The 23,801-nt window shown below is 66.3% G+C and carries 24 protein-coding genes; 11 read left to right on the forward strand and 13 right to left on the reverse strand.

What is annotated here, in order from left to right; translation table 11 throughout:
- Position 1 precedes the first annotated feature (1 nt).
- Together GGC64_RS33010 and ychF are read right to left on the reverse strand one after the other, a co-directional pair.
- Complete coding sequence (locus GGC64_RS33010) at positions 2-268, reverse strand: MafI family immunity protein (RefSeq protein WP_192726815.1); 267 nt, start codon at positions 266-268, stop codon at positions 2-4.
- A 36-nt stretch (positions 269-304) separates the two neighbouring features.
- Positions 305-1,384: a redox-regulated ATPase YchF gene (ychF, locus tag GGC64_RS33015; RefSeq protein WP_192726816.1), complete on the reverse strand. Its 1,080-nt coding sequence runs from the start codon at positions 1,382-1,384 to the stop codon at positions 305-307.
- Positions 1,385-1,468: 84 nt separating this feature from the next.
- Here ychF and GGC64_RS33020 point away from each other — a divergent pair, with 84 nt between their 5' ends.
- Positions 1,469-2,572, forward strand: coding sequence for a DUF6542 domain-containing protein (locus GGC64_RS33020; RefSeq protein ID WP_192726817.1), 1,104 nt, complete (start codon positions 1,469-1,471; stop codon positions 2,570-2,572).
- Here the strand turns inward: GGC64_RS33020 and GGC64_RS33025 are convergent.
- The 9 genes from GGC64_RS33025 to GGC64_RS33065 all read right to left on the reverse strand — a co-directional run bounded on the left by GGC64_RS33025 (position 2,569) and on the right by GGC64_RS33065 (position 13,895).
- A complete protein-coding gene (locus tag GGC64_RS33025; protein ID WP_192726818.1) occupies positions 2,569-3,195 on the reverse strand; it encodes an FHA domain-containing protein in 627 nt (208 codons plus the stop codon). The genes GGC64_RS33020 and GGC64_RS33025 overlap by 4 nt on opposite strands.
- A complete protein-coding gene (locus tag GGC64_RS33030; RefSeq protein WP_192726819.1) occupies positions 3,195-4,475 on the reverse strand; it encodes a VWA domain-containing protein in 1,281 nt (426 codons plus the stop codon). Before GGC64_RS33030 ends, GGC64_RS33025 begins: the two co-directional genes overlap by 1 nt.
- A complete protein-coding gene (locus GGC64_RS33035; RefSeq protein WP_192726820.1) occupies positions 4,472-5,476 on the reverse strand; it encodes a protein phosphatase 2C domain-containing protein in 1,005 nt (334 codons plus the stop codon). The genes GGC64_RS33030 and GGC64_RS33035 overlap by 4 nt, the downstream gene beginning before the upstream one ends.
- Positions 5,473-7,683: a serine/threonine-protein kinase gene (locus GGC64_RS33040; protein ID WP_192726821.1), complete on the reverse strand. Its 2,211-nt coding sequence runs from the start codon at positions 7,681-7,683 to the stop codon at positions 5,473-5,475. The genes GGC64_RS33035 and GGC64_RS33040 overlap by 4 nt, the downstream gene beginning before the upstream one ends.
- A complete protein-coding gene (locus GGC64_RS33045) occupies positions 7,680-8,825 on the reverse strand; it encodes a hypothetical protein (protein WP_192726822.1) in 1,146 nt (381 codons plus the stop codon). The genes GGC64_RS33040 and GGC64_RS33045 overlap by 4 nt, the downstream gene beginning before the upstream one ends.
- A 2-nt stretch (positions 8,826-8,827) precedes the next feature.
- Entirely contained in the window at positions 8,828-9,793 is a 966-nt protein-coding gene (locus tag GGC64_RS33050; RefSeq protein WP_192726823.1) for a glutamate ABC transporter substrate-binding protein, read from the reverse strand.
- Positions 9,790-11,040 carry a hypothetical protein gene (locus tag GGC64_RS33055; protein ID WP_225952761.1) on the reverse strand — a complete coding sequence of 417 codons (1,251 nt, stop codon included), beginning with the start codon at positions 11,038-11,040 and terminating at the stop codon, positions 9,790-9,792. Before GGC64_RS33055 ends, GGC64_RS33050 begins: the two co-directional genes overlap by 4 nt.
- A gap of 81 nt (positions 11,041-11,121) precedes the next feature.
- Positions 11,122-12,894 (reverse strand): penicillin-binding transpeptidase domain-containing protein, encoded by a 1,773-nt coding sequence (locus tag GGC64_RS33060; RefSeq protein WP_192726824.1) that lies wholly within the window; start codon positions 12,892-12,894, stop codon positions 11,122-11,124.
- Positions 12,894-13,895 carry a 4-hydroxy-3-methylbut-2-enyl diphosphate reductase gene (locus tag GGC64_RS33065; protein WP_192726825.1) on the reverse strand — a complete coding sequence of 334 codons (1,002 nt, stop codon included), beginning with the start codon at positions 13,893-13,895 and terminating at the stop codon, positions 12,894-12,896. The genes GGC64_RS33060 and GGC64_RS33065 overlap by 1 nt, the downstream gene beginning before the upstream one ends.
- A 54-nt stretch (positions 13,896-13,949) precedes the next feature.
- On the opposite strand from GGC64_RS33065, the gene GGC64_RS33070 reads away from it, so the two are divergent.
- From GGC64_RS33070 to GGC64_RS33085, 4 genes are read left to right on the forward strand one after another with little or no spacing between them, the layout of a single operon-like run.
- Entirely contained in the window at positions 13,950-14,516 is a 567-nt protein-coding gene (locus GGC64_RS33070) for a lipid droplet-associated protein (protein WP_192726826.1), read from the forward strand.
- Complete coding sequence (xseA, locus tag GGC64_RS33075) at positions 14,513-15,742, forward strand: exodeoxyribonuclease VII large subunit (protein WP_192726827.1); 1,230 nt, start codon at positions 14,513-14,515, stop codon at positions 15,740-15,742. Before GGC64_RS33070 ends, xseA begins: the two co-directional genes overlap by 4 nt.
- Positions 15,743-15,955 carry an exodeoxyribonuclease VII small subunit gene (locus GGC64_RS33080; RefSeq protein WP_192726828.1) on the forward strand — a complete coding sequence of 71 codons (213 nt, stop codon included), beginning with the start codon at positions 15,743-15,745 and terminating at the stop codon, positions 15,953-15,955. It abuts the gene before it with no gap.
- Positions 15,956-16,006: 51 nt separating this feature from the next.
- Positions 16,007-17,131 carry an NAD-dependent epimerase/dehydratase family protein gene (locus tag GGC64_RS33085; protein ID WP_192726829.1) on the forward strand — a complete coding sequence of 375 codons (1,125 nt, stop codon included), beginning with the start codon at positions 16,007-16,009 and terminating at the stop codon, positions 17,129-17,131.
- A gap of 30 nt (positions 17,132-17,161) precedes the next feature.
- On the opposite strand, the gene GGC64_RS33090 is transcribed toward GGC64_RS33085, so the two are convergent.
- Positions 17,162-17,440 (reverse strand): DUF1876 domain-containing protein, encoded by a 279-nt coding sequence (locus GGC64_RS33090; RefSeq protein WP_192726830.1) that lies wholly within the window; start codon positions 17,438-17,440, stop codon positions 17,162-17,164.
- A gap of 103 nt (positions 17,441-17,543) precedes the next feature.
- On the opposite strand from GGC64_RS33090, the gene GGC64_RS33095 reads away from it, so the two are divergent.
- From GGC64_RS33095 to GGC64_RS33110, 4 genes are all read left to right on the forward strand, one after another.
- Positions 17,544-18,251 (forward strand): alpha/beta fold hydrolase, encoded by a 708-nt coding sequence (locus GGC64_RS33095; RefSeq protein ID WP_370582471.1) that lies wholly within the window; start codon positions 17,544-17,546, stop codon positions 18,249-18,251.
- Positions 18,252-18,330: 79 nt separating this feature from the next.
- Positions 18,331-19,875 (forward strand): arylsulfatase, encoded by a 1,545-nt coding sequence (locus tag GGC64_RS33100; protein ID WP_192726832.1) that lies wholly within the window; start codon positions 18,331-18,333, stop codon positions 19,873-19,875.
- A gap of 2 nt (positions 19,876-19,877) precedes the next feature.
- Positions 19,878-20,774, forward strand: coding sequence for an HAD family hydrolase (locus GGC64_RS33105; protein WP_192727014.1), 897 nt, complete (start codon positions 19,878-19,880; stop codon positions 20,772-20,774).
- The gene (locus GGC64_RS33110; RefSeq protein ID WP_192726833.1) at positions 20,767-21,645 is read left to right on the forward strand and encodes a formylglycine-generating enzyme family protein; all 879 of its coding nucleotides are present in this window, start codon (positions 20,767-20,769) and stop codon (positions 21,643-21,645) included. Before GGC64_RS33105 ends, GGC64_RS33110 begins: the two co-directional genes overlap by 8 nt.
- Before the next feature lie 25 nt (positions 21,646-21,670).
- Here GGC64_RS33110 and GGC64_RS33115 read toward each other — a convergent pair whose 3' ends face one another.
- Positions 21,671-22,117, reverse strand: a complete 447-nt coding sequence (locus GGC64_RS33115) for an SRPBCC family protein (RefSeq protein ID WP_192727015.1) — start codon at positions 22,115-22,117, stop codon at positions 21,671-21,673.
- 80 nt (positions 22,118-22,197) lie between these two features.
- On the opposite strand from GGC64_RS33115, the gene GGC64_RS33120 reads away from it, so the two are divergent.
- Together GGC64_RS33120 and GGC64_RS33125 are read left to right on the forward strand one after the other, a co-directional pair.
- Positions 22,198-22,974, forward strand: coding sequence for an SDR family NAD(P)-dependent oxidoreductase (locus GGC64_RS33120; RefSeq protein WP_192726834.1), 777 nt, complete (start codon positions 22,198-22,200; stop codon positions 22,972-22,974).
- Positions 22,971-23,801 (forward strand): SDR family oxidoreductase, encoded by an 831-nt coding sequence (locus GGC64_RS33125; protein ID WP_192726835.1) that lies wholly within the window; start codon positions 22,971-22,973, stop codon positions 23,799-23,801. Before GGC64_RS33120 ends, GGC64_RS33125 begins: the two co-directional genes overlap by 4 nt.

Here is a 23,801-nt window from a genome sequence, read left to right on the forward strand (position 1 = left end):
TTCATTGTTCATCGCTATACGGGGGACAATCGCCGATTTGTTCGACCGACCTTTCAATCCCCATTGTGTGGGCAAGGTCGAGCAATTCAGCACGTTCGGAGGTGCGCAACGGGACTGCCTCGTACTCCGTCAACGCATACGTGAGTTGCTCGAGAGCGACGCCATACTCGCCAACGTCAAGGAACTCACGGGCAATGGCGATGTCACGCTCGGGTACTCGACCCTCGAACAAGCGGAGCATCTCGGCGAGGCGTTCAAGAGTAGACATGCCGGACTCCTTGATGCAGGCACTGCAGATCGGCCCCTAGACGTTGAAGCGGAACTCGACCACGTCGCCGTCGGCCATCACGTAGTCCTTGCCCTCCATCCGCACCTTGCCTGCGGCTTTGGCCGCAGCCATCGACCCGGCCTCGACAAGGTCGTCGAACGACACGATCTCGGCCTTGATGAAGCCCTTCTCGAAATCGGTGTGGATGACGCCGGCAGCCTTAGGCGCGGTGTCGCCCTGGTGAATTGTCCACGCGCGGGCCTCTTTTGGACCAGCCGTCAGATAGGTCTGCAACTTCAACGTGTGAAAACCCGCCCGCGCCAACGCATCCAGCCCTCGCTCGGTCTGACCGATCGACTCCAGCAACTCCGCAGCCGATTCGTCGTCGAGCTCTTGCAGTTCGGCCTCGATCTTGGCGTCGAGGAACACCGCATCCGCCGGCGCCACCATCTCCCGCAACGCCGCCACTTTCGCCTCGTCGGTCAGCACCGCTTCGTCGGCGTTGAAGACATAGAGGAACGGCTTGGTCGTGAGCAGGTTCAGCTCGCGCAGCAGTGACGTGTCGACCGCCGTGCCCGCCGCGAACAGCGTCGTGCCGCCGTTGAGAATCTCCTGCGCGGCCACCGCGGCTTCGTGCGCCGAGCGCTTGTCCTTGTGCGTTCGGGCCTCCTTCTCCAGCCGGGGCACCGCGCGCTCGAGCGTCTGCAGATCGGCGAGGATCAGCTCGGTCTCGATCACCTCGATATCGGACTTCGGATCGATGCGGCCATCGACGTGGGCGACGTCGTCGTCGGTGAAGACCCGCACCACCTGACAGATCGCGTCGGCCTCGCGGATGTTGGCCAAGAACTTGTTGCCAAGACCAGCGCCTTCCGACGCGCCTTTGACGATTCCGGCAATATCGACGAACGTCACCGGCGCCGGCACGATCTTTTCGGAATCAAACATCTCGGCGAGTTTCGACAGCCGCGGGTCCGGCAGCGGCACCACGCCCTCGTTCGGTTCGATCGTCGCGAACGGGTAGTTGGCTGCCAGCACGTTGTTGCGCGTCAGCGCATTGAACAAGGTCGACTTGCCGACATTCGGTAATCCGACGATTCCCAGATTCAGGCCCACAGGCACCAGAGTCTAGGAGAATCTGACAGGCACGCCAGAACCGCGCTGACAGCTACTTTTACGTAGAGCCGGTACGGTCTACCTGTGTCAGCTCAGCGCGCGCGGTCGGCGGTCACGCCCGACCATCGCTCTGCGCACCCCAACATCCCGGGTGTTCCGTGGTGGGGTGCCGTGCTGGTCGCCGTCACCCTGACCGCTGTCGGCTTCGCCTATGACGCAGGGTCCGGCGCCAAAGAGCTGGGCATGTTCTTCGCCGCGACATACGTGCTGGGCTGCATCTTCGCTGTGCTGGCCGTTCGTCAGTCCGGCCTCTTCACCGCTGTCATCCAGCCGCCGCTGATTCTGTTCGGCGCCGTCCCCACCGCTTACTTCCTGTTCCACGGCGGCCAGCTCGGTGGCATCAAGGATCTGGCCATCAACTGCGGCTACCCGTTGATCGAGCGGTTCCCGCTGATGTTCTTCACATCGGCCGCCGTCCTGCTCATCGGCATGGGCCGGTGGTATTACGGCATGTCGTCGCGCCGCGGGACCACCCGATCCACGGCCAAGGACGGCGCAGAAAAGGCAAGCAGCCGTGTGTCTTCGGTCACATCGAAGATGTCCTCGTTGCTGACGGGTGAGACGGACGAGGCCGACGACGACGCCGCAGACACCGCAGCGTCGTCGCGCCGCAGGCACACCATCGACCGCCCAACCCGCGCGACCAAGGCCGCAAAGGCGGGAGCAGGCACCACGCGCACGCCCAGAACGAGCAAGCGCGCGGCCCCGTCGCGGTCCCGGCACGCCCGCCCGCCCGAGACCGAACTCATCGAACCGGTCACCGAGCGGCCCCGCCGGCCGCGCCCATCGCGGCAGACCGAACAGCCGCCGGTGCCTCCGGCCGAGCCTCGCCGCCGCCAGCGCTCGTCATCGACCCGCGAGCCCCGCAAGCCGGTGCCGACCGAAAGACGCTCCTCCTACGAGCGAACCGAGCGGCCGGAGCGGTCCGAGCGCCCCGAACGGCGCCGTCGCTACGACGACTACCCGCCCCGGGAACCTCGCTCCAGCAACGGGAACGGGACGCATCACCCGGTCTCGCGGGTGCGTTACCGCGGCTCCGACGAGGGCGACGACCGCGCAGAGCATCGGTCGCGGCCGCGCGCATCGCGCAGCAGCTGGGAAGCCGACAGCTGGGAGTACGACATCTAGCCCTGCTCGATCGTGATCGTGGTCCAGGCACCGACGTGGATGCGATCGCCGTCTGCAAGCGGGGTCTCTTCACCTTCGGTCAAGCGGTCATTGCTGCCGTTGAGGCTGGTGCCGTTGGTGGAGCCCAGATCGGTGACGGTCAGGCCGGAGTCGCGCAGCCGCAGCACGGCATGTTGCGTCGAGACGCCGCGGTCGGCCGGATGGATGCCCAGATCGATCTCGGGCTCCACGCCCTGCTTCGCGTTTCCCCTTCCGATCAGTGTGGTGTCGCTCTGCAGCGCGATTCGGCGTGCGGGGAAGAACTGTGGGAACTCGACGGTGTCGGGGCCGCCCTGGGCCAGCACCCGTTCATAGAACTCCCTGTCGGCGTTAACGACGGCGGTCCACCCGACCGGCTTGGCAACGGCGGCAGGCGCGACGGTCGCCGACGGTTCGGGCAGCGCAGAGTCGTGCCCGCACGCCTCACAGAACCGCCCGCTCACCGGCATCCCGCATGCCGGGCAGGCCTTGGCCTCCCCCGATGCCGGCGAATCCGGTTGTGCCGCAGCGCCTCCGATTGGCGCCCCGCATACGTCGCAATAGTCGGCGGCCTTCGACGAGTGTCCCTCGACGCAGGTCGGCATCAGGTCTCCTTCCGCACTCGAGCGGTTCTGGTGGACCGGGCGTCGAGTGCCATCTCGTCCGCCGCCGCGACCTCCCGCCGCAGTTGCACCGTGCCGGTCCGCTCGTCGACCTCGACGACCCGTCCGAGCAGCTTGGCCGTGCCGTCGTTGCCCGATTCGACCGCCAACTCCATCGCGCGTTGCAGTTTGGCGGTCGCGGTCCTGACGTCACCCACTTTGCGCGCGCTCAAGCCCTCCTGAACCGCCTGCGCCAGCTCTGCCTGGCCGGTGTAGTGCGCAACCCGGCGGCTGATCTGGGCCGACAATCCCGTGTCGGCGGTCCATATCGCCTTGACCAGCCCCTCGCCCACCACCTCGTCGCCGGCAACGACGCTCACCCTCGCGGCCAATTTCTCCCGCCCGATCGCTGCCGGCTCCACCTCGACCTGAATGTGGTAGTCGCGGTCCTCCGAGCCCCACGAGCCCAACGGGTATTCGCCGCACTGATTTCCGGCCTCGACGCGGCGGTGTGTCAGGTCTTCCACAGTCGGCGCGACCTGTTTGACGAATTCGACCCTCGCCCCGGCCGGCGTCCACAGTCGCAGCGTCAGATCGGGGATCGCCTTGCTCATCGACGTTTTCATCATCGACGCGAAGTCGCCTGCGAGATCTTCCGGGTCGGCCACGATGTCGACCGTGCCCAGCAGCGCGGTCGAGATCGCACGCAGCTCGTCGACCTCCCAGGCGGTGCCGACACCCCGGCAGTCACACGTGAATTCGCCTTCGCTGAGCCCGATTTCCTGCCCCAACTCCTCCGGCGTCTCATGCTCGTCCTTGCCGTCGGTGAGCAGGATCGCGTGCACGATCGCGCCCTTGCGCTGCCCGACGATGCCCCGGACGTGTGCGAGCCAGGTGCCCATCGCGGTGCCGCCGTGGGGCCGAAGGCCGTCGACGGCACGCATTGCTGCGGCCTTGGTCTCCGTGCTCGCCCGCGCCAGCCCTTCGTTCGGGTAGACACTCGCGGCCTTCTCGGTGCCGTCGACGATCGTGAAATACGTGCCGTCGACGAGTTCCATGATGGCCGCGGCAGTGGCTCGCTTGGCCGCCTCGAACTTCTCGATCGGTGCCTGCATGGACGTCGAGCAGTCGATGATGATGGCCTCGACCCGCTCGGGTGCCGAGGCCGTCGCATCGACATCGGCGGTGATGCTGACGATGGCGTCGACGGTGCCGCTGCCCTCTGCGAGGTAGGGATTGTGATCGACGTCTACGGAAATGCCTTGGTGTTCAGCCGAACTCATGACGTCCCTCCGATCGGGATTATCGCGACGGTGATGTTGTCCTGGCCACCGGCGTTCAGTGCGTATTCGGTCAACGCCCGCGCCGCGGCGCTCGGCTCGACGCCGATGCAGAACCGGGCGATGTCGGCGGCCTCAGGCAGGTAGTTCCACAGTCCGTCGCTGCACAGCAACAGCGTGCCCGGGCCCTCGGCGGTGATGGTCTGCACGCTCGACTCCGACCACGGCTCGGCATCGCTGTCAGCGCCGAGCCAGCGCGTCAGCGTGTGTGCGCCACGGCGGACGGCTTCCGATTCCGGCGAGGCGCCTGCCGTGATCAGCTCTTGTGACAGCGAGTCGTCGACCGTCAGCTGCTGCGGGGATGCGGGTGGTTCAGGCAGCCAGTACGCCCTGCTGTCACCGACGTTGCCGACGGTGACCTGCGCGGAACCCTCGCCGGGGAGAACGATCGCCGCGGTGTAGGTGCACGACGGCGCCGAGGCCGAACCGCTACCCGCCGCAACCGCAGCCTTGGCCGCCGCGTCCAATCCCGCCAGCACAGCCGCACGCGCCTTCTTGGTCGCCGCGATCGCTGCGAGCATCGCGTCGACGCCCGCGGCCGAAGCGGCGACCGCCGCCTTGTGCGCCTCATCGGAACTGGACACCCCGTCACACACCACGACGGCGATCGCATCGGGTCGCGTTGCGTCGTTGCCCACCAGCATCCCTGCGGAGGCGGCGTCCTCATTGCCTGCGTGTTCGATGCCACGGTCGGTGATCAGCACCACCTCGCCAAGGCTCGCCTCGTCTCGGTCGGGCTGCTCGCGGCGGTGCCCGCAGACGGTGCAGTACTCGTCGAACTGACCCTCGTTGCCGCAGTCTGTGCACGGCCCATCCGTCGATGGGGGACGCGGGATGGCCACCTTTTGCAGCTCGGACAACGAGCCACCGCAGTCCTCGCAGAACCGGTCGGTGGGCGCAACTGCAGTAGCGCAGTGCGGACACCTGCTGTTTGAACTTGTCATACGCGTGACCTCGGCCGAATCTTGTTCGCCTTCTCCACCAAGGCAATTCTGTCCCACATGTCGGGTGTCTCGTGCGCCAACTCGCGGTAGCTGCGTTCCATCCCGGTCCGGATTCTCGGCTCGTCGAACGCCGCACCGAGCAGCCACCCCGCGCTGCTCTTGTGCCCGGCCCCCACCCAGTCCAGCGCCGCGCCGAGCACCCGCAAGCGGATCATTGCGCGCTTGGTGGCCGACTCGATGTTCAGCGCGTCGGCGCGCTTGCCCGCGTCGAGCAGGATCTGCTCGTCGAGCTTGTCGGCGGTTCTGCCCTCGAGCAGGATCTCGATCGCGGTCGCGCCGGCGGGCGTGAAATGCGCTGAGTCGTTGGGGACTTGGTCGAGTGCGGCGACCGCGCCCGCGGTGTCGCCGGCGTGCACCCGCTGCCGTGCCAGCCCGAATGCGGCGCTGACGTAGCTGCGGTCGGTGCGCCACACCGTCTCGTAGTAGCGGGCGGCCACCTCGCGGTCGCCGCGTAATTCGGCGGTGGCGGCGATCGCGATCTTCGGGGCGAGTTCGCCGGGCAGCGCGGCCAACACCGCCTCGAAATCGGCTGCGGCCTTGTCGAATGCGTGCTCCAGCAAGGCGCACTGTGCGCCGTACCAACTCAGCCGCCAGTCTCCGGGGATGACCGTCTCCAACTCGGTGAGACGTTTTCTGGCGTTGTCGGGCGCGCCGATCTCGAGTGATGCGCGCACCAGACGCAACGGCACCTCGACCGAGGACCGGTTGGCTTGCTGCGCACCCGTTCTGGCCAGATCGAGCGCATGCTCGAGTTGAGCCGCAGGTGTGCCGCTGGTGGTGGCGAGCACTGCGGCGCCGGGGTCGGTGGGGTCGACGACGGGGACAGGCAGCGCGGCGATCACGTCTTCGGGGTTCACCGCCACCTCGATACCCGCGCCGTAGATGCCGCGTTGCGGACTGAAGTATCTCGACATTCGCGGTTGTGGGGTGTCGCGCTCGACGGCCACGATCTCGTGCAGCACACCGGTCAGTTGGTCGGCCAGCTCTTCCATGGACGCGAACCGGTATCCCGAATCATGGTCGGTGGCACGAAGAATCGCGCGATAGAGCGATTCGTGCTTGGCAAGCATCGGTACGGTCTCCGGGCCGGGCAACTGCTCGACGAAGCGGCCTCGATCCTGAGGCACGTCCATCACGAGCACGGCGAGCGTTCGGCCGACGGTGTAGACGTCACTGGCGACTGTCGGGCCGGTCTCGGCGATCTCCGGCGCCTGGTAGCCCATGGTGCCGTAGATCGCGCTCTCTTCGTCGTCCATGCGGATGACGGCGCCGAGGTCGATCAGCTTGACCTGGTCTTCGGTCTGCATCACGTTGTCCGGCTTGAAGTCGCAGTAGGCGAGACCTTGTGAATGCAGGTAGCCGAGCGCCGGAATGATCTCAACCATGTAGGCGACCGCCTGATCCGGCGGCAGCGGAGCGTTGAGCTCCTTGCGCATCTGCTTCAGCGACTTGCCGCCGATGAACTCCATCACGATGTAGCCAACCGGGACCCCCGTCGCATCCGGATGCTGGACGAAGTTGTAGATCTGGACGATGTTCGGATGCTGGACCCCCGCGAGCGCGAGAACCTCCGCCTTGGCCACGGCCATCGCCTCGGCATCGCCGGAGTTGAGCAAGCCCTTGAGCACCACCCAGCGGTTTTCGACGTTGCGGTCGGTCGCCAGGTAGATCCAGCCGAGGCCCCCGTGCGCTATCGCGCCCTGAACTTCGTACTGGCCGCCGACGACTTCACCGCGAGAAAGCTTGGGAACAAACGAGTATCGCGTGCCACACTCGGGGCAGAAGCCCTCGGTGCGGCCCGGTTGCCCGTCACGCTGGCGACCCACCGGCTTGTTGCAGTCGTGGTTGCCGCAGTAGCGGCTGCTCTCGGGTACCTGCGGATCGGAGAGTATCGCCGCCGCCGGGTCGCCCTTCGGTATGCGCGGCATCTCCACAATCCCTGCGCCGAGGCGGCCGCGGGAACTGCCTCGAGTCGACGAACCGGTACGAGACGTGCGCACCGAGGCGGTGCGAGCCGACGGGACGGAATGCCGTGGCGCGGTTGCGACGGAAACCGCTTGCGGTGCTTCAGGTCCCGGGGCGGTGCCGCAGACATCGCAGTAGCCGTCGACGACGGTCCCTTCGCATCCCGCTTCAGCGCATTTCATTCCGTCTTCTCCTGCTTGTCCGCAATCAACTGCTGGTAGTCCGAGATCGCACGCGTGACGGCGCGCAGATCGCATGGCTGCCGCGACAGCAGCCCCTTCGCGATTCGGATGCACGCCAGCAGGTCTCGGTCCTCTCCGAAGCCGAGCCTGGCTGCTTTCGCCTGGTATGCCGTCAGCCGCCCCTTGAGCTCATCGCGACGGTCGAGCAGTCCCTGTGCGAGCTGCTCCTCCTCACGCGCGGCGTGCAGCGCGGCATCGATGCGGCGCCGAAGCGATCGAAGCGCCTTCGGGTCCGGGGAGGCGAGCGCAGCGAGCTCGGCGCGCAGGGCCGGCTCGGCGTCGCTGCGCGCCGGGAATGCGCCCGCCAGTACCTTCTGCACCGCATGCCTGCGGATCTCCGTAGCACGCGCGCCCGCCTCGCGCAGCGCGTCGAGGCTGTCCGCGGCGGCGGCCAGACTGGCTGGCCAATTCGACTGTATTGCAGCGAGTTCGGCGAGCTCGGCCGATTGCCGCTCGACGGTTTCGGCTATCGAGTTGATGCGCGCTTCGATGTCCCGGGTGGTCAAGGACAGCGGATCGGTCGCGGTGACCTCCAACAGGTCGGCAAGTTCGGCGGGCCCGGATACGCCGGCTGCGTCGAGTCGTTTCCGTGTCGGTGCGAGCTTTTCGGCCACAAGTGAGTTGACGCGGTCGACGGCGTCGAGGAATTCGACCACGGCGGGATAGGCGGCGTGCATCCGCTCTGCCGTGTCTGCGAGCCCGACGTATTCGACCGACTCGCTGACTCCGCTGATCTTGCGCTTCGCCAACGGGATCGGCTGCCGGGACACCTCGAGCGTCGGCTCACGGAGCAACTTCGTCAACTCCCGGCAGTCATCGTCATCGGGCCTCGACCGGCGTGACCGGACCGACCGGGCCGATTCCAGAATCGACGTCATGCGGCGCAGATCCTCCCACAGCTGGCTCAGCGACTTCTCGATCACCGTCCACCGCTGCGCTGTCAGGCCGATCGGCGCATACACCCGTACGTGTTCCAGCCCCGGGTGGTTCTCCAGTTCGACCAGCGTCGACGACATCGCCGCGACTTCCGTTGTGCGCGACTGGAGTTCGCGATCGATCTCGTCGGGGGTCAGCACGCGCATGATCAGCCCTCGTAGCGCGGTTCCGGAGGACCTGCCGACGGCCCGAGTTCCTGCAGCCTGGCGTCGTAGAGCCGTTGCCAGGTGCCGTCGTCGCGGATCTTCTCGAGCACACCGTTGACGAATCGGACCAGGTCGATGTTCTCCTTCTTGATCCCGATGCCGTAGGGCTCGACGGCCACGCTCTGGCCGATGACCTCGACCGTCGGGTCCTGATGTGCCAGTCCCCGCAGCACCACGTCGTCGGTACTGATCGCGTCGACCTGTCCTTGCTGCAACATCAACAGGCAGTCCGTCCACGTCGCGACCCCGAACACCTGTGGTCGCGGGTTCAGCTCGAACAACTTCGACAGCGACGTCGTGCCCGACACCGCGCACACCCGCTTGCCCGAAAGTGCCTGAAATGATTCGATTCCGGAGCCCTTGACCGCGAGAACCTTCTGATTGGCGTTGAAGTAGACGGTCGAGAATGCGACCTTCTGCTTGCGGGCACAGGTGATCGAGTACGTCCGGACGACAAGGTCCACCTCGTCGTTGGCCAACACCGACTCTCGTTGGCTGGCATCGACCACGCGCAGTTGGATCCGGTCCGGATCACCGAAGATGGCCCGCGCGATCTCGCGGGCGATGTCGATGTCGAACCCCTCCAGTTGCCCGGTGGCCGGATTCCTGAACCCGAACAGATAGGTGTTCTGGTCGACGCCGACGATAAGCCTGCCGCGGTCGAAGATCTTTGCCATCGTCGAACCGGCAGGCATCGCACCCGGCGACGGCAGCGGCCGCTCGGGACGGGGGCTTGCTTCTCTGTCGCAGTCCGCGTTCACGGCGGCCGGCGGTGCAGTGACCTCCGTCGCGCCCGCCGGCCGCGGCTCGACAGGGGCGACCGAAACCGATGCCGGCGCCGCGGAAGACCCACACGCGGCGACGGTGAGCGCAATGGCGCTCAGTGCCAATACAATTCGTGTTCTCACAGGAACTCCTTGAGCCGCGGCCACAAGCCGACCACGGCCGTTGTGGCAGCAACGACCATCAACACAAGGGTTCCTGTTGGGCTCCATGCCATCCATCGCCCCGCGGCGGACACCCGGTCGCGCAACGTATTCCGCGTTCCCTCGGTGCCGTCGCGCAGGCTGGCTTCGACGGCGAAGAACTGCGTTGCGGAGGGGCCGAGCGCCTGGGCGACGGCGGCGTCGTAGTCACCTCTGCCATACGCCTCGGCTTGCTTGGCGTGGCTGGTGGTCCACTTTTCGACCGCGTCCTTCGTGGCTGCGGGCGCAGCTTCGATCAGCTTGCCCATCTCGTCGATGTGGTCGTTGAACGATTTTTCTCTTGCGGTGATGTCACCCCGCGCGATCAGCTCCAGAGTTTCGTCGGTCCGCGCCTGCTGCGCGAGAATGCGCGCCTTCGCGAGCTGTTCGAACCGTTCGCTGCCTTCGGTTCGGCTGTGCTCGATTTCGCCTGCCGCGAGCTGAGTGGCCAGCACAACCCAGCCGATCACCACCACCACCGTTGTCGCCGCGACGACGAGCCCGATGTTGAACTGCCGGTTCGTTCGGCGATACATCATCACCGAACCAACCCCGATGGCCACCAGGGCGAGCAGCAGCAGCGCCAGGCTGATGACCGGCAGGGAACCGACGGCGCGCTGATCGTCCTCGACCGTGGCGAGATTTCGGGTGTAGATCTTTTCGGCGCTGGGCAGCAGCGACGTCTGCATCAACGACGATGCTTCGCGCAGATATGCCGACCCGATCACAAAGCCCTGCCGGTTGTTCGCCCGTGCCGACTCGACAAGCGCGGTGTACGCGGAAAGCTGCGCCGATATCTCCGCAATCGAGGTGCGGGTTTCCTTGTCCGTAGCGCCTGCGGTCGCGTCGGCGAGCGCCGAGGAAGCGCGCGCAAGGGCTTCCTGGTACCGAGCACGCATCTGGCCTGTTTCGATCCCGCCCGACAGGAACGCCGATGCTGCCGCGGCATCGGCGGCCGACAAGGCGGCGTACAGGTTTTGCGCTGCATAGGCGAACGGTTCAGAGCGAGTCAGAATGGCATCGCGTTGGTCGATCCGGCCGTTGAGTTGGCCGCCGCACACCACGCCGGCGACGACGCAGATGGCCCCGACAGCGAGCGCGATGATGGCGATGACACCGGGCGTCGTTCGGGCGAACCGTCGCAGCCAAGCCGTGGAGAACCGCGTGTCCTCTATGCCCGGAGAACCCAATTTTTCGGCCTACCTCCCCATCACCGCAGATCGTAACTGCAAACACGGGGCCGATAGCGGAGATTGCGATTGAAACGAGATTCAGGGGTGCAGAGTGCGCAGGAATCGGCCTGCCGCGTCCACGGCAGGGCCGGAACTGCCCGCGTCACTGATGAATACCGCCAGCGCGAGGTCGCCGTCGATACCCACGAACCAGCCGTGGGCGTGGGTGTTGTCGATGTATTCGGCCGTTCCGGTCTTGCCGAGCATGTCGGGGATGTCCTGCAGTTGTGTGGCGGTGCCACTCGTAATCGTTTCGCGCATCATCGTTTTCACTTGATCGTCGATGGTTGCCGGTAACGGGTCAGGAGCGTGGTCGGGCTTCCCGGGCTGGCTTGCCACGATCGTCGGCGCGGGTACCGAACCGTGCGCCAGCGCGGCCGCAACGAGCGCCATGCCGAACGGCGACGCGGTGACCTGGCCTTGACCGATACCCTCCTCGACGCGCAGCGCCGACGTGTCGGCGACCGGCACCTTGCCCGTCACCGTCGTCATGCCCGGTGCGGTGTAGTCGATGCCGAGGCCCAGTTGCGCGGCGGCCTTCGTCAGCCCATCAGGCGGTAAGTTGACCGCGAGCCGGCCCATCGTGGTGTTGCACGACCGCGCGAACGCGGTGTGCAACGGCACCTGACCGAGATCGAAGTTGTCGTCGTTCGGGATCTGGCGGCCCTCGATGTTCTCGGTTCCCGGACAGCCGACGATGCTGTCAGGCGTCACCTGGCCGGCCTGCAGCGCCGCCGAGACCGTCACCGTCTTGAAGGTCGAGCCGGGCGGATAGAGGCCCGTCAGCGCGATCGGACCTTGCGCGTCGGCGGCGGGGTTCTGCCCGACGGCCAGCATGTCGCCGGTCGAGGGCTGGATCACCACCATCGCGGCCGGCGTTGGGACAGGGGCTAGTGCTTCCCTGGCGGCGCGCGACATTCCGATGTCGAGGGTGCTGTGGACGTCGGCGACGGGCTTGGGGTCCTGTCCGCCGACATGCTGGCTGCCGGTGGCGGTCTTGGCGCTCACCGACCACCCGGTGGCGGCGTCGGTAGCCGCTTGCCACAGGTCGGACAGCCCCGACAGTGTCGGTGACGTCAACACCTTGTCGGTGGTGAGCAACCGCGTCTGCGGGGCCAATGTCACGTTGGGCAGGGCCGACAACGCGTCCTGGATCGGCGCGAGGTCCTCGGCGCGCAGCGTGATCGCGGTGACGGGCTGGCCGTTGGCCGCGGCCAGCTGCGCCTGCAGCGACTCTGCCGTGATGCCGCCGTCGATCGGATTCAGCAGCGCTGCAACGGCATTCGCGTCGACGCCGGGCGACACGTTGACCAGCGTGACGACCTGCTGGGTGAACAACTCTGCTCCTGTCCGGTCCAGCACCCTGGCCGCCGGATCGGGCGTCAGGGTGCTGTACGACAGCGGCCCGGCGTCAAGACCGGGCGCGACGGTCGCCGGATTCCACTGGAGCTTCCACTGGCCGCCGTTCTGGCTGGCGCTGCCAGTGGTGCTGTAGGTCCACTGGTTGCGGTCGTCCTTGCCGAATTTCCATGTGGCGGCAAGGGTGAACGTTCCGTTGTCGTCCTTGTGATCGACGGCCGACACGTCGAAGTGGGCGTTGTGGCCGAGGCTGTCGAACAGCTTGCCAAGGGTGTCGGAGGCCTGCGCCGGATCGGTCGTGACTGCCGCGGCCGCCTGCGTGTCGCCCTTGCTGAGCGCATCGGCGAACGCGTGCACGGTGCTGTTCAACCGGTTCGCTGCGTCGTCACCGCAGCCGGCAAGGAGGAAGACGAGCGTCGCGAGGAGACCAAACAGCTTGTGGCGCAAGCGCATTATGCGCGCGCCGGGCGGATCTCCCGCGGCAGCGCGAACACCAGCGTCTCGTTCGCGGTCGTGACGGGCTGCACGGTGCCGTAGCCGTATTCGGCCAGCCGCTCGAGCACCCCACGCACCAGCACCTCGGGTACCGACGCACCGGAGGTGACGCCGACGGTCGTCACGCCCTCGAGCCAGGCCGGGTCGATGTCGTCGGCGTAGTCGACCAGATGGGCCGCATCAGAGCCGGCACCCAACGCCACCTCGACCAGCCGCACCGAGTTCGACGAGTTGCGCGAGCCGACCACGATCACCAGCTGACACTCCGGCGCCATCGCCTTGACCGCGACCTGACGGTTCTGTGTGGCGTAGCAGATGTCGTCGCTCGGCGGGTCCTGCAGCGTCGGGAACTTCTCGCGCAGCCGCCGGACGGTCTCCATCGTCTCGTCCACGGACAGCGTGGTCTGCGACAGCCAGATCACCTTGTTCTCGTCGCGCACGGTCACGTTGTCGACCGCTTCGGGTCCGTCGACGAGTTGTACGTGGTCGGGCGCCTCCCCTGCGGTGCCGACGACCTCCTCGTGGCCCTCATGGCCGATCAGCAGGATGTCGTAGTCGTCCCGGGCGAACCGCTTGGCTTCGTTGTGCACCTTGGTGACCAGCGGGCAGGTGGCGTCGATGACCTTCAGGTCGCGCGCGGCGGCGGTCTCGTGCACTGTCGGCGCGACACCGTGGGCGGAGAACACCACGATCGCGCCCTCGGGCACCTCGTCGGTTTCGTCGACGAACACCGCGCCCGCCTTGGCCAGCGTGTCGACCACGTGGCGGTTGTGCACGATCTCGTGGCGCACGTAGACCGGGGCGCCGTGCTTTTCCAGCGCGCGCTCCACGGTTTCCACGGCCCGATCGACGCCCGCGCAGTACCCGCGCGGCTCGGCCAGCAGCACCCGCTTACCGGTAACACCGCCGGTCGCCGAGCTGGAGGCACCCGGAATCCCCATGTTTATCGTCGGCGGCATGGTTCCAAGGGTACTGACCCGCGCCCGCGGGAGGCCAGCCGTACGCTGGGGGCCATGGCAACTGCACCGTATGGGGTCCGCCTGCTGGTAGGTGCGGCGGTGACCGCCCTCGAGGAAACCCGCAAGCTTCCGCAGACCATCCTGATGTACCCGATGACCGTCGCCAGTCAGGTTGCCCACCTCGTGATGAAGATGCAGCAGGACGTCGCTGATCTGGTCATCAAGGGCGACGAGACGCTCGAGCAGCTGTTTCCGCCCAAGGATGAGCAACCGGAGTGGGCGACGTTCGACGAGGATCTCGAACAGGGCGAGCAAGCGCCGAGCGGTGACGGCGAACGGCTGACCGAGGGCCGCTTCGCGCTGTTCACCGGCGGCGAGCCGGAGACCGCCGACACACGGGCCAAGGCCGACAGCGGGACGAACTCAGCGCAGGCCGATACGCCCGAAATCGTCACCGAGCTCGATTACGAGTCGCTCACGCTGGCCCAGCTGCGGGCCCGCCTGAGCTCGCTGCGGGTTGCCGATCTCGAGGCGCTGCTCGCCTACGAGGACGCCACCAAGTCGCGCGCCCCGTTTCAGACCCTGCTGTCCAACAGGATCACCCGCGCGACCGCCAAGTGACAGCGCAGGAGCAACCCAACTCCGCGGACAATCCGTATCCGGTCCGCACCGTCGCGATGATGGTCAAGGGCTGGATCGACCGGCTGGGCACCGTGTGGGTCGAGGGTCAGATCGCGCAGATGAACGTGCGCCCGAACTCCAGCACCGCCTACATCACGCTGCGCGACCCCGCCGCGGACATGTCCCTGCAGATCACCTGTCCGCGGGAGCTGGTTCACAACGCACCGGTGAAGCTCGCCGAGGGCACCCAGGTGATCATGCTCGGCAGGCCGAATTTCTTCGTCGGCCGCGGCACATTCTCGTTGCGGGTCAACCAGATTCGCGCGGTCGGCGTCGGCGAGCTGCTCGCCCGAATCGACCGGCTACGTCAACTGCTGCATGCCGAGGGGCTGTTCGATCCGCGGCTGAAGCGACCGCTGCCGTTCCTGCCTTCGACCATCGGGCTGATCACCGGTCGCGCATCGGCCGCCGAGCGTGACGTGATGACCGTAGCGACGGGCCGCTGGCCCGCCGTGCGATTCGAGGTGCGCAACACCGTGGTGCAGGGCCCCAACGCCGTCCCACAGATCGTCGAGGCGCTTGGCGACCTTGACCGCGACGAAGCCGTCGACGTGATCGTCCTCGCCCGCGGCGGCGGCAGCGTCGAGGACCTGCTGCCGTTCTCCGACGAGACGCTGTGCCGCGCGATAGCGGCGTGCACCACGCCCGTCGTCAGCGCGGTCGGCCACGAACCCGACAACCCGCTGTGCGACCTGGTCGCCGATGTTCGCGCGGCCACGCCGACCGATGCGGCGAAGCGGATCGTCCCGGACGCCGCCGCCGAGCAGGCGTTGATCACCGACCTACGCCGGCGCTGTGGCCGCGCGCTGCGCAACTGGGTGCACCGCGAAGAGCATGTGGTTTCCCAGCTGCGCAGCAGGCCGGTGCTGGCCCAGCCGCTGGCCGCGCTCACCGCGCGCGCCGACGAGATCCAGCGAGCCAGGAACTGCATCCGACGCGATATCAACCGGCTGGTGGCCGCCGAATCCGACCGGATCGGCCATCTGTCGGCGCGGCTCACCACACTGGGGCCGGCGGCCACACTGGACCGCGGGTACGCCGTCGTGCAGACGGCGGCGGGCACGATCCTGCGCACGACAGCCGATGCGCCCGCGGGGACGCGGCTGCGGGTGCGGGTCGCCGACGGGGCGGTCATCGCAACGAGCGAGGGCAGCGAGGGGCATTGAATGAAGCCTATTAGTCAGCTGGGGTACGAAGATGCGCGCGACGAACTGATCGCCGTCGTGCAGCAACTGGAACAGGGCGGCCTGGATCTAGAGGCATCGCTGAAACTCTGGGAAAGAGGCGAAGAGCTCGCTAAACGCTGTGAAGAGCACTTAGCTGGCGCGCGCAAGCGGGTGGCGGATGCACTGGCCTCGAAGGACGCCGACGACGCTTGAGTTCGGAACAATTTTTCGCGCGAGGACTCGAAACTGTAACACGTTTCATTTATGCTCTCCGGCATGGGTGATTCAACGCTGACCACCGAACTGGGCCGCGTGCTCGTGACCGGAGGCTCCGGCTTCGTCGGCGCCAACCTGGTGACCGAACTGCTGGACCGAGGACACCACGTCCGCTCGTTCGACCGAGTTCCCTCCCCTCTCGCCGCGCATCCGCGGCTCGAGGTCCTCGAGGGCGATATCTGTGATGCCGCGACGGTGGCCGCCGCCGTCAAGGACACCGACACCGTGATCCACACCGCGGCGATCATCGATCTGATGGGCGGCGGGTCGGTCACCGAGGAGTACCGCAAGCGCAGCTTCGCGGTCAACGTCGAGGGCACCAAGAACCTGGTGCACGCCGCGCAGGCCGCAGGCACCAAGCGGTTCGTCTACACCGCCTCCAACAGCGTGGTGATGGGCGGGCAGCGGATCTCCGGCGGAGACGAAACGCTGCCCTATACCAAACGCTTCAACGACCTCTACACCGAGACGAAGGTCGCCGCGGAGCAATTCGTCCTTTCGCAGAACGGCGTTGACGGGTTGTTGACGTGCTCGATCCGGCCCAGCGGCATCTGGGGCCGCGGCGATCAGACGATGTTCCGCAAGGTGTTCGAGAACGTGCTCGCAGGCCACGTCAAGGTGCTGGTCGGCAGCAAGAAGGTCAAGCTCGATAACTCCTACGTACACAACCTGATTCACGGATTCATCCTTGCCGCCGAGCATCTGGTGCCCGGCGGAACGGCGCCAGGCCAGGCGTACTTCATCAACGACGGCGAACCGATCAACATGTTCGAGTTCTCCCAGCCGGTGGTCGAGGCATGCGGCCAGCCGTGGCCGAAGATCTGGGTGCCGGGGCGACTGGTCAAAGCCGTGATGACGGTGTGGCAGTGGTTCCACTTCCGGTTCGGCCTGCCCAAGCCGCTGCTGGAACCCCTTGGGGTGGAACGGCTTTACCTGGACAACTACTTCTCGATCGCCAAGGCGCAGCGCGACCTGGGCTATCAGCCGCTGTTCACCACCGAGCAGGCCATGGCGGAGTGCCTGCCGTATTACGTCGACCTGTTCCACCAGATGAAGGGTGAGGTCCACGAGCCGGCGGTCGGCGTGATGACGGCATCTCCGCTGGAGGGCTGATCTGCAGCCACTACGCGCTGCTGTCGCGGGTCAGCGATACAGATGCACCGGCTGTTGCGTGACCTGTTCGATTTGCGATGACGCCCGATGCAACAGCTCGGTGCCCAGTGCGATGAGCCCGCGCGCGGCCGCGATCTCCTCGCCGATCATCGGCGCAGCCGAGTCTTTCGGGTTGCGGTAAGCGTCCCCCAGCGTGGTCACGGTCTTACCGTCGCCGCACTGGGCGTGCACCGTCGCATGCGTGTGCGTCTCGTCCTCGTCGAAGTCGATCTCGACGCGCCACTTGTTGCTCAAATCCTTGTCATACATGGTCTTCCCCTGCCATCACCGTCCGGTTACCAGGGTGCGCCTCTCAGGCATGCTTTGCACCGAAACCGCACACTGGCCGACCGCGAGACGGCATCGTGGTCCAGTGCCGCGTTCCCGCTTTGCCACCAACGGCGACACCCGCATTCACTACCTCGACTCTGGCGGCGACGATCGCGGTGCGCCGATCGTCTTCGTCCCGGGGGTGACCGATCTCGCGGACGACTACGTCGAGATCCTGCCACTGCTCGGGCGGCGAACGGTCGTGGTGGAGCTGCGCGGGCACGGCCGAAGCGACGCGCCTGAAACCGGGTATGACCTCGGGGCGCTCAGTGCGGATGTCGGTGCGGTTGTGGACGCGGTCGCGGACGGACCGGTGCACCTCATGACGTTCTCCCGCGGCACGACGTATGCGATCGCGTGGGCGCTGGCGCACCCGGATCGCGTGCTGTCGCTCTCGATCGGCGATTACGTGCCAGCGGAAATCGTGTTGCCCGAGCCGCATATGCGTCGCCTGCTGGACGGCCGGTGGCGCGGTTCGCCGGTTCGCGACCGGCTCGACTACGAGGCGGCGGTCAAGACGTTCCGCGCGGCGCGGGGTCGGTCGTATTGGGAAGAGTTGTCGGCGCTGCGGCCGCCGATGCTGGTGGTGCGCAGCCCCAACAGCCCTTTGATCGATGACGCCGCATGGGCGCGCTATCGGCGGTTGTTTCCGTCGGCGGAACTGCACGAGTTCCACGACTCCCCCCACGACATCTTCCGGCCCGACCGCGCCCGGTACCCGACGCTGGTCCGAGAGCTCACGAATCGGTGAACCGTTGGCCGAATACCCGATCACTGCCGCACTGCGCCCCTAGGCTTCGACCTAATCGTCAATTGGTCAAGGAGCAGCCGTGCCGAACGAAAAGCCGAACATTCTCGTCATCTGGGGCGACGACATAGGCATCAGTAACCTGAGCTGCTACAGCCGCGGCATGATGGGCTACTTCACCCCCAACATCGATCGCATCGCCGATGAGGGGATGCTGTTCACCGATTCCTACGGTGAACAAAGTTGCACCGCAGGGCGGTCGTCGTTCATCACCGGGCAGAGCGTCTACCGCACCGGCATGAGCAAGGTGGGCATGCCAGGGGTCGACGTTGGGCTGCAGAAAGAGGACCCGACGATCGCCGAGTTGCTCAAACCGCTGGGTTACGCCACCGGCCAGTTCGGCAAGAACCACCTCGGGGACCTGAACAAGTATCTGCCGACCGCGCACGGGTTCGACGAGTTCTTCGGCAACCTCTATCACCTCAACGCCGAAGAAGAGCCCGAGAACCCCGACTACCCCACCGAGGAAGAAGCACCGTTACTGCGCCGGGCGCTGCTGCCGCGTGGCGTCATCCACTCCTGGGCCACCGACGAGGACTCCGGCGAAGTCGACGAGAGATACGGACCCGTCGGCAAGCAGCGCATCGAGGACACCGGGCCGCTGACCAAGAAGCGGATGGAGACCATCGACGACGAAACCACCGGTGCGTGCACCGATTTCATCCGGCGCCAGCATGAGGCCGGCACTCCGTTCTTCGTCTGGATGAACATGACGCACATGCACTTCCGGACGCACACCAAGCCGGAGAGCCTTGGCCAGGCGGGCCGTTGGCAGTCGCCGTACCACGACACCATGATCGACCACGACCGCAACGTCGGCCAACTGCTCGACCTGGTGGATGAGCTGGGCATTGCCGAGGACACGATCGTCATCTACAGCACCGACAACGGCCCGCACGCCAACAGCTGGCCGGACGGCGCCACGACCCCGTTCCGAAGCGAGAAGGCCACCAACTGGGAAGGGGCCTTCCGTGTTCCCGAGATGATCCGCTGGCCGGGAAAGATCAAGCCCCGCAGTGTCTCCAACGAGATCGTCCAGCATCATGATTGGCTACCGACTTTCCTTGCCGCAGCAGGGGATCCGGGCATCATCGACAAGCTGAAGGCCGGCCACACCGTCGGTGACATGACCTACAAGGTTCACATCGACGGGTACAACCTATTGCCCTATCTCACCGGTGAGGTGGACAAGAGCCCACGCCGCGGCATGATTTACTTCTCCGACGACTGCGACGTGCTGGGAATCAGGGCCGAGAACTGGAAGGTCGTTTTCATGGAGCAGCGGTGCCAGGGCACGCTGCAGATCTGGTTCGAGCCGTTCACGCCACTGCGGGCGCCGAAATTGTTCAATCTGCGCACGGACCCGTACGAACGCGCGGACATCACGTCGAACACCTACTGGGACTGGATGATCGACCGTATCTACTTGGTCCTCTTCGGATCGGCGATCGCCACCCAGTTCCTCGAGACGTTCAAGGAGTTCCCACCGCGTCAAGAGCCGTCGTCGTTCACCATCAACCACGCGGTCGAAGAGCTCAACAAGTTCCTTTCCTCCCGCGGCGGGTGAGCGTGCTGGAGTCATGGCAAGACGGGTCTGCGAAGGCGGCGATTGTCGACTTCGTAGACCGCGTGACCACCCACGGCGGACCGGATTACGTTGAGCCCCAACAGCGTGTCGCGGTCTTCGACAACGACGGCACGCTGTGGTGTGAGAAACCGATGTACATACAGCTCGACTTCCTCGTGCGCAGATTCGCCGAACAGGCGAAGGCCGATCCGTCACTGCGGGACAAGCAACCGTACAAGTCGGCCTTCGAGGGGAACTTGAAGTGGCTGGCCGACGCCGTCACCAAGCACTATCAGGGCGATGACGCCGACATCACGACGCTGATGGGGGCCGTGCTCACCGCACACGAAGCGATCACTGTCGAGGAGCACCGCCGTCGCGTCGAAAACTTCTTCGCCGACGCCAAGCATCCGACACTCAAGCGATCCTATGCGTCCTGTGGATATCGGCCGATGGTCGAACTGTTGCGCTACCTGGAAGCGCACAGCTTCACGAACTATATCGTGTCCGGTGGGGGTCGGGACTTCATGCGGCCGATTACCGCTGCGCTGTACGGGATTCCGCCCGAACGCGTGGTCGGCAGCTCGGTGGGATTGATTTATCAGGACGGTCATCTGTATACGACGGCGCAGCCGGAATTCCTCGATGACGGGCCGATGAAGCCGGTGCGACTGTGGAGCCGGATCGGGCGCAGACCTATTCTTGCCGCTGGCAATTCGGACGGCGACATCGAAATGCTGGAGTTCACCCGCGGTCTGCGGCTGCTTGTGCTGCACGACGATGCCGATCGCGAATTCGACTACACCGCCGGCGCGGAGAAAGCCCTTGAGCAGGCGAGCAAGGACGACTGGACCGTGGTCAGTGTGTGCAACGACTGGACGACCGTCTTCGGTGATTAACGAACTGGTGTGGATCCCACCGCAGACATCGGTGCTGGGATCCGATCGACATTACGACGAGGAGAGGCCTGCGCGGGCGGTCAGCGTCGACGGCTTCTGGATCCACACCCACCCGGTGACCAACACCGAGTTCGCCGAATTCGTTGCCGCCACTGGCTATCTCACGGTCGCGGAGCGGCCGCTGAACCCGGCCGACTATCCCGGCGCACCTGCCGAGAACCTGCAACCGGGGTCGATGGTGTTCACCCGCACGAACGGACCGGTCGACCTGCGGCACCTGAATCTGTGGTGGACGTGGACGCCGGGAGCGTCGTGGCGGCATCCGGTCGGCCCGAACTCGTCGATCGACAAGCGCGCCGATCACCCCGTCGTGCACGTCGCCTTCGAAGACGCGGAGGCATACGCGGCGTGGGCGGGGCTGGCGTTACCCACCGAAGCCGAATGGGAAACGGCCGCGCGCGGCGGTCTCGACGGCGCGACTTACACCTGGGGCGACGAGCCGGAACAGCCAGACCAGCCGATGGCCAACTACTGGCACGGCGAATTCCCGTGGCGGCCCGATCGTGGGTATGGCCGCACCACGCCCGTCGGCAGATTCCCGCCGAACGGCTACGGGTTGGCGGATATGGCAGGCAACGTGTGGGAGTGGACGACGGACTGGTACGCCGACTCGCACGAAGGCGATCCTTGTTGCGAGGCAGGCAGTTACGACCAGCGCCAGCCGCAGTTCCAGGTGCCGCGCAAGGTCGTGAAGGGTGGGTCGTTCCTGTGCGCCGACAACTACTGCCTGCGCTATCGTCCGGCGGCGCGGCGACCGCAACCCGTCGATACGGGCATGAGCCACATCGGCTTTCGCTGCGTCAAGCGCTGAGGTTGTTTTTCGCCGCGCCCAGAAGTCAGGCTTCCGCGGTCTTCTTGATCGCGGCGAGCGTGGCGGGGATGCCTGTCCTGGCGAGTTCGCGACGATGCTCGATGTGCGCGTCGGCGTGCTCGCCCCAACGCTCGTGGAAGCCGGCGATGCCTGCGGGCAGGAACTCCCAATGTTCGGTGAGCCGGGTGCCGCCGTCCTCGGGTGCGAAGGTGAATCCCCACCGCACCCAGCCGTTGTTGACCTCCCACGCGAACTCACGGCCGGGGTCCGCGACGACCACCTGGCTGCGGGTCTCCCAGGTGCGCTCCGGAAGCTCGTTGCGGCCGGTGAACCAGGCACCGACTTCCGGGCCCGCGCCGTCGTCCCACCAGCACGCCTTGCAGACCGGACTCCACTCACCCATCCGGGTCACGTCGGACACCAACGCATACAACTCATCGGGTGTCAGGGCAACAGAAATCGAATCGGACATCTTCAATTCGGTCACATTGGCAGTCTGCCCTAGCGCTAAGTTAGAACGCGTTCTAGTTCACCGTCGAAGGGCCGTCCGGCATGAGCAACGGTAATCAGCGCAGCGCCATCGTGATCGGCGGAGCGTCCGGAATCGGCTGGGCGACGGCGCAGGCGCTGGCAGCCCAACAAGACCGGGTCACCATCGCCGACCTCAACGCCGACGGCGCGCGCAGCCGGGCCGCAGAACTCGGCGATCCGCACACCGGCGCAGCCGTCGACGTCACCGACGAGGGCTCCGTACAGCGGCTGTTCGAACAGACCGGACCGGTCGATGTCGTCGTCAACACCGCCGGGTTCTCCAACGTCGGGCTGATCACCGACATGCCCGTCGACCAGTTCCGCGACGTCATCGACGTCTGCCTCACCGGGGCGTTCATCGTCGCCAAGCACGCGGGGCGCACGTTGCGCTCCGGCGGTGTGCTGGTTTCGATCAGCTCGCTCAACGGCCGTCAACCCGCAGCGGGCATGAGCGCGTACTGCGCTGCCAAGGCCGGGCTTTCGATGCTCACTCAGGTCGCCGCACTCGAGCTCGGCCCGCGCGGCATCCGCGTCAACGCCGTCGCGCCCGGCTTCGTCCACACCCCTCTCACCGAGCCGGCAGCCGCCATCCCCGGCGTGATCGAGGAGTACGTCGAGAACACCGCGCTGGGCCGGGCAGGCACGCCGGAGGACATCGCGGGCGCCGTGCTGTACCTGTGCTCGCCAGCGTCGTCGTGGCTGACCGGAGAAGTGCTCGACCTCAACGGCGGCGCGCACCTCAAGCGCTACCCCGACATCCTGGGCCATGTGATGAAACTGGCGGAGGCGCCGCAATGAGTTTCGCGGGTAAAAACGCGATCGTCACCGGCGCCGGATCGGGCATCGGTGCAGCGCTGTGCCGCGCGCTGGTCAATGCGGGCGCCACTGTCGTCTGCACCGATATCGACGGTGACGCCGCCGAACGCACTGCCGCGGCGCTCGGCGGCAACGCCCGCTCCGCGCGAGTCGACGTGACCGACGCGGCCGCAGTGCAGGCCGTCGTCGACGACGTGGTGGATCGCGCCGGACGGCTCGACCTGATGTTCAACAACGCAGGCATCGTGTGGGGCGGCGACACCGAACTGCTGACGCTCGACCAGTGGAACGCGATCATCGACGTCAACATCCGAGGCGTCGTGCACGGCGTCGCGGCGGCCTACCCGCTGATGGTCCAACAAGGCCACGGCCACATCATCAACACCGCTTCGATGGCGGGGCTGACCGCGGCAGGGCAGATCACCAGCTACGTCACCACCAAGCACGCCGTCGTCGGGCTGTCGATGTCCCTTCGCTCCGAAGCCGTCAGTCGCGGCGTCGGCGTTTTGGTGGTGTGCCCGTCAGCCGTCGAGACTCCGATCCTCGACAAGGGCGCAATCGGCGGATTCGTCGGGCGCAACTACTTTCTCGAGGGCCAAGGCGTGAAGACCGCCTACGACCCCGACCGGCTCGCGCGAGACACGTTGCGCGCCATCGAGAAGAACAAGGCGATCCTGGTGAAGCCGCGACTGGCACACGCTCAGTGGCTTTTCGCCCGACTCGCGCCGACTCTGATGAACCGCGTTTCGATCGGGTTCATCGAACGCCAGCGCGCCAGCCAGGCCACAGCACGTTCCCAGCTGGGCTAG

Source organism: Mycobacterium sp. OAS707 (genome assembly GCF_014873705.1).
In the GTDB taxonomy this organism is placed as follows: domain Bacteria; phylum Actinomycetota; class Actinomycetes; order Mycobacteriales; family Mycobacteriaceae; genus Mycobacterium.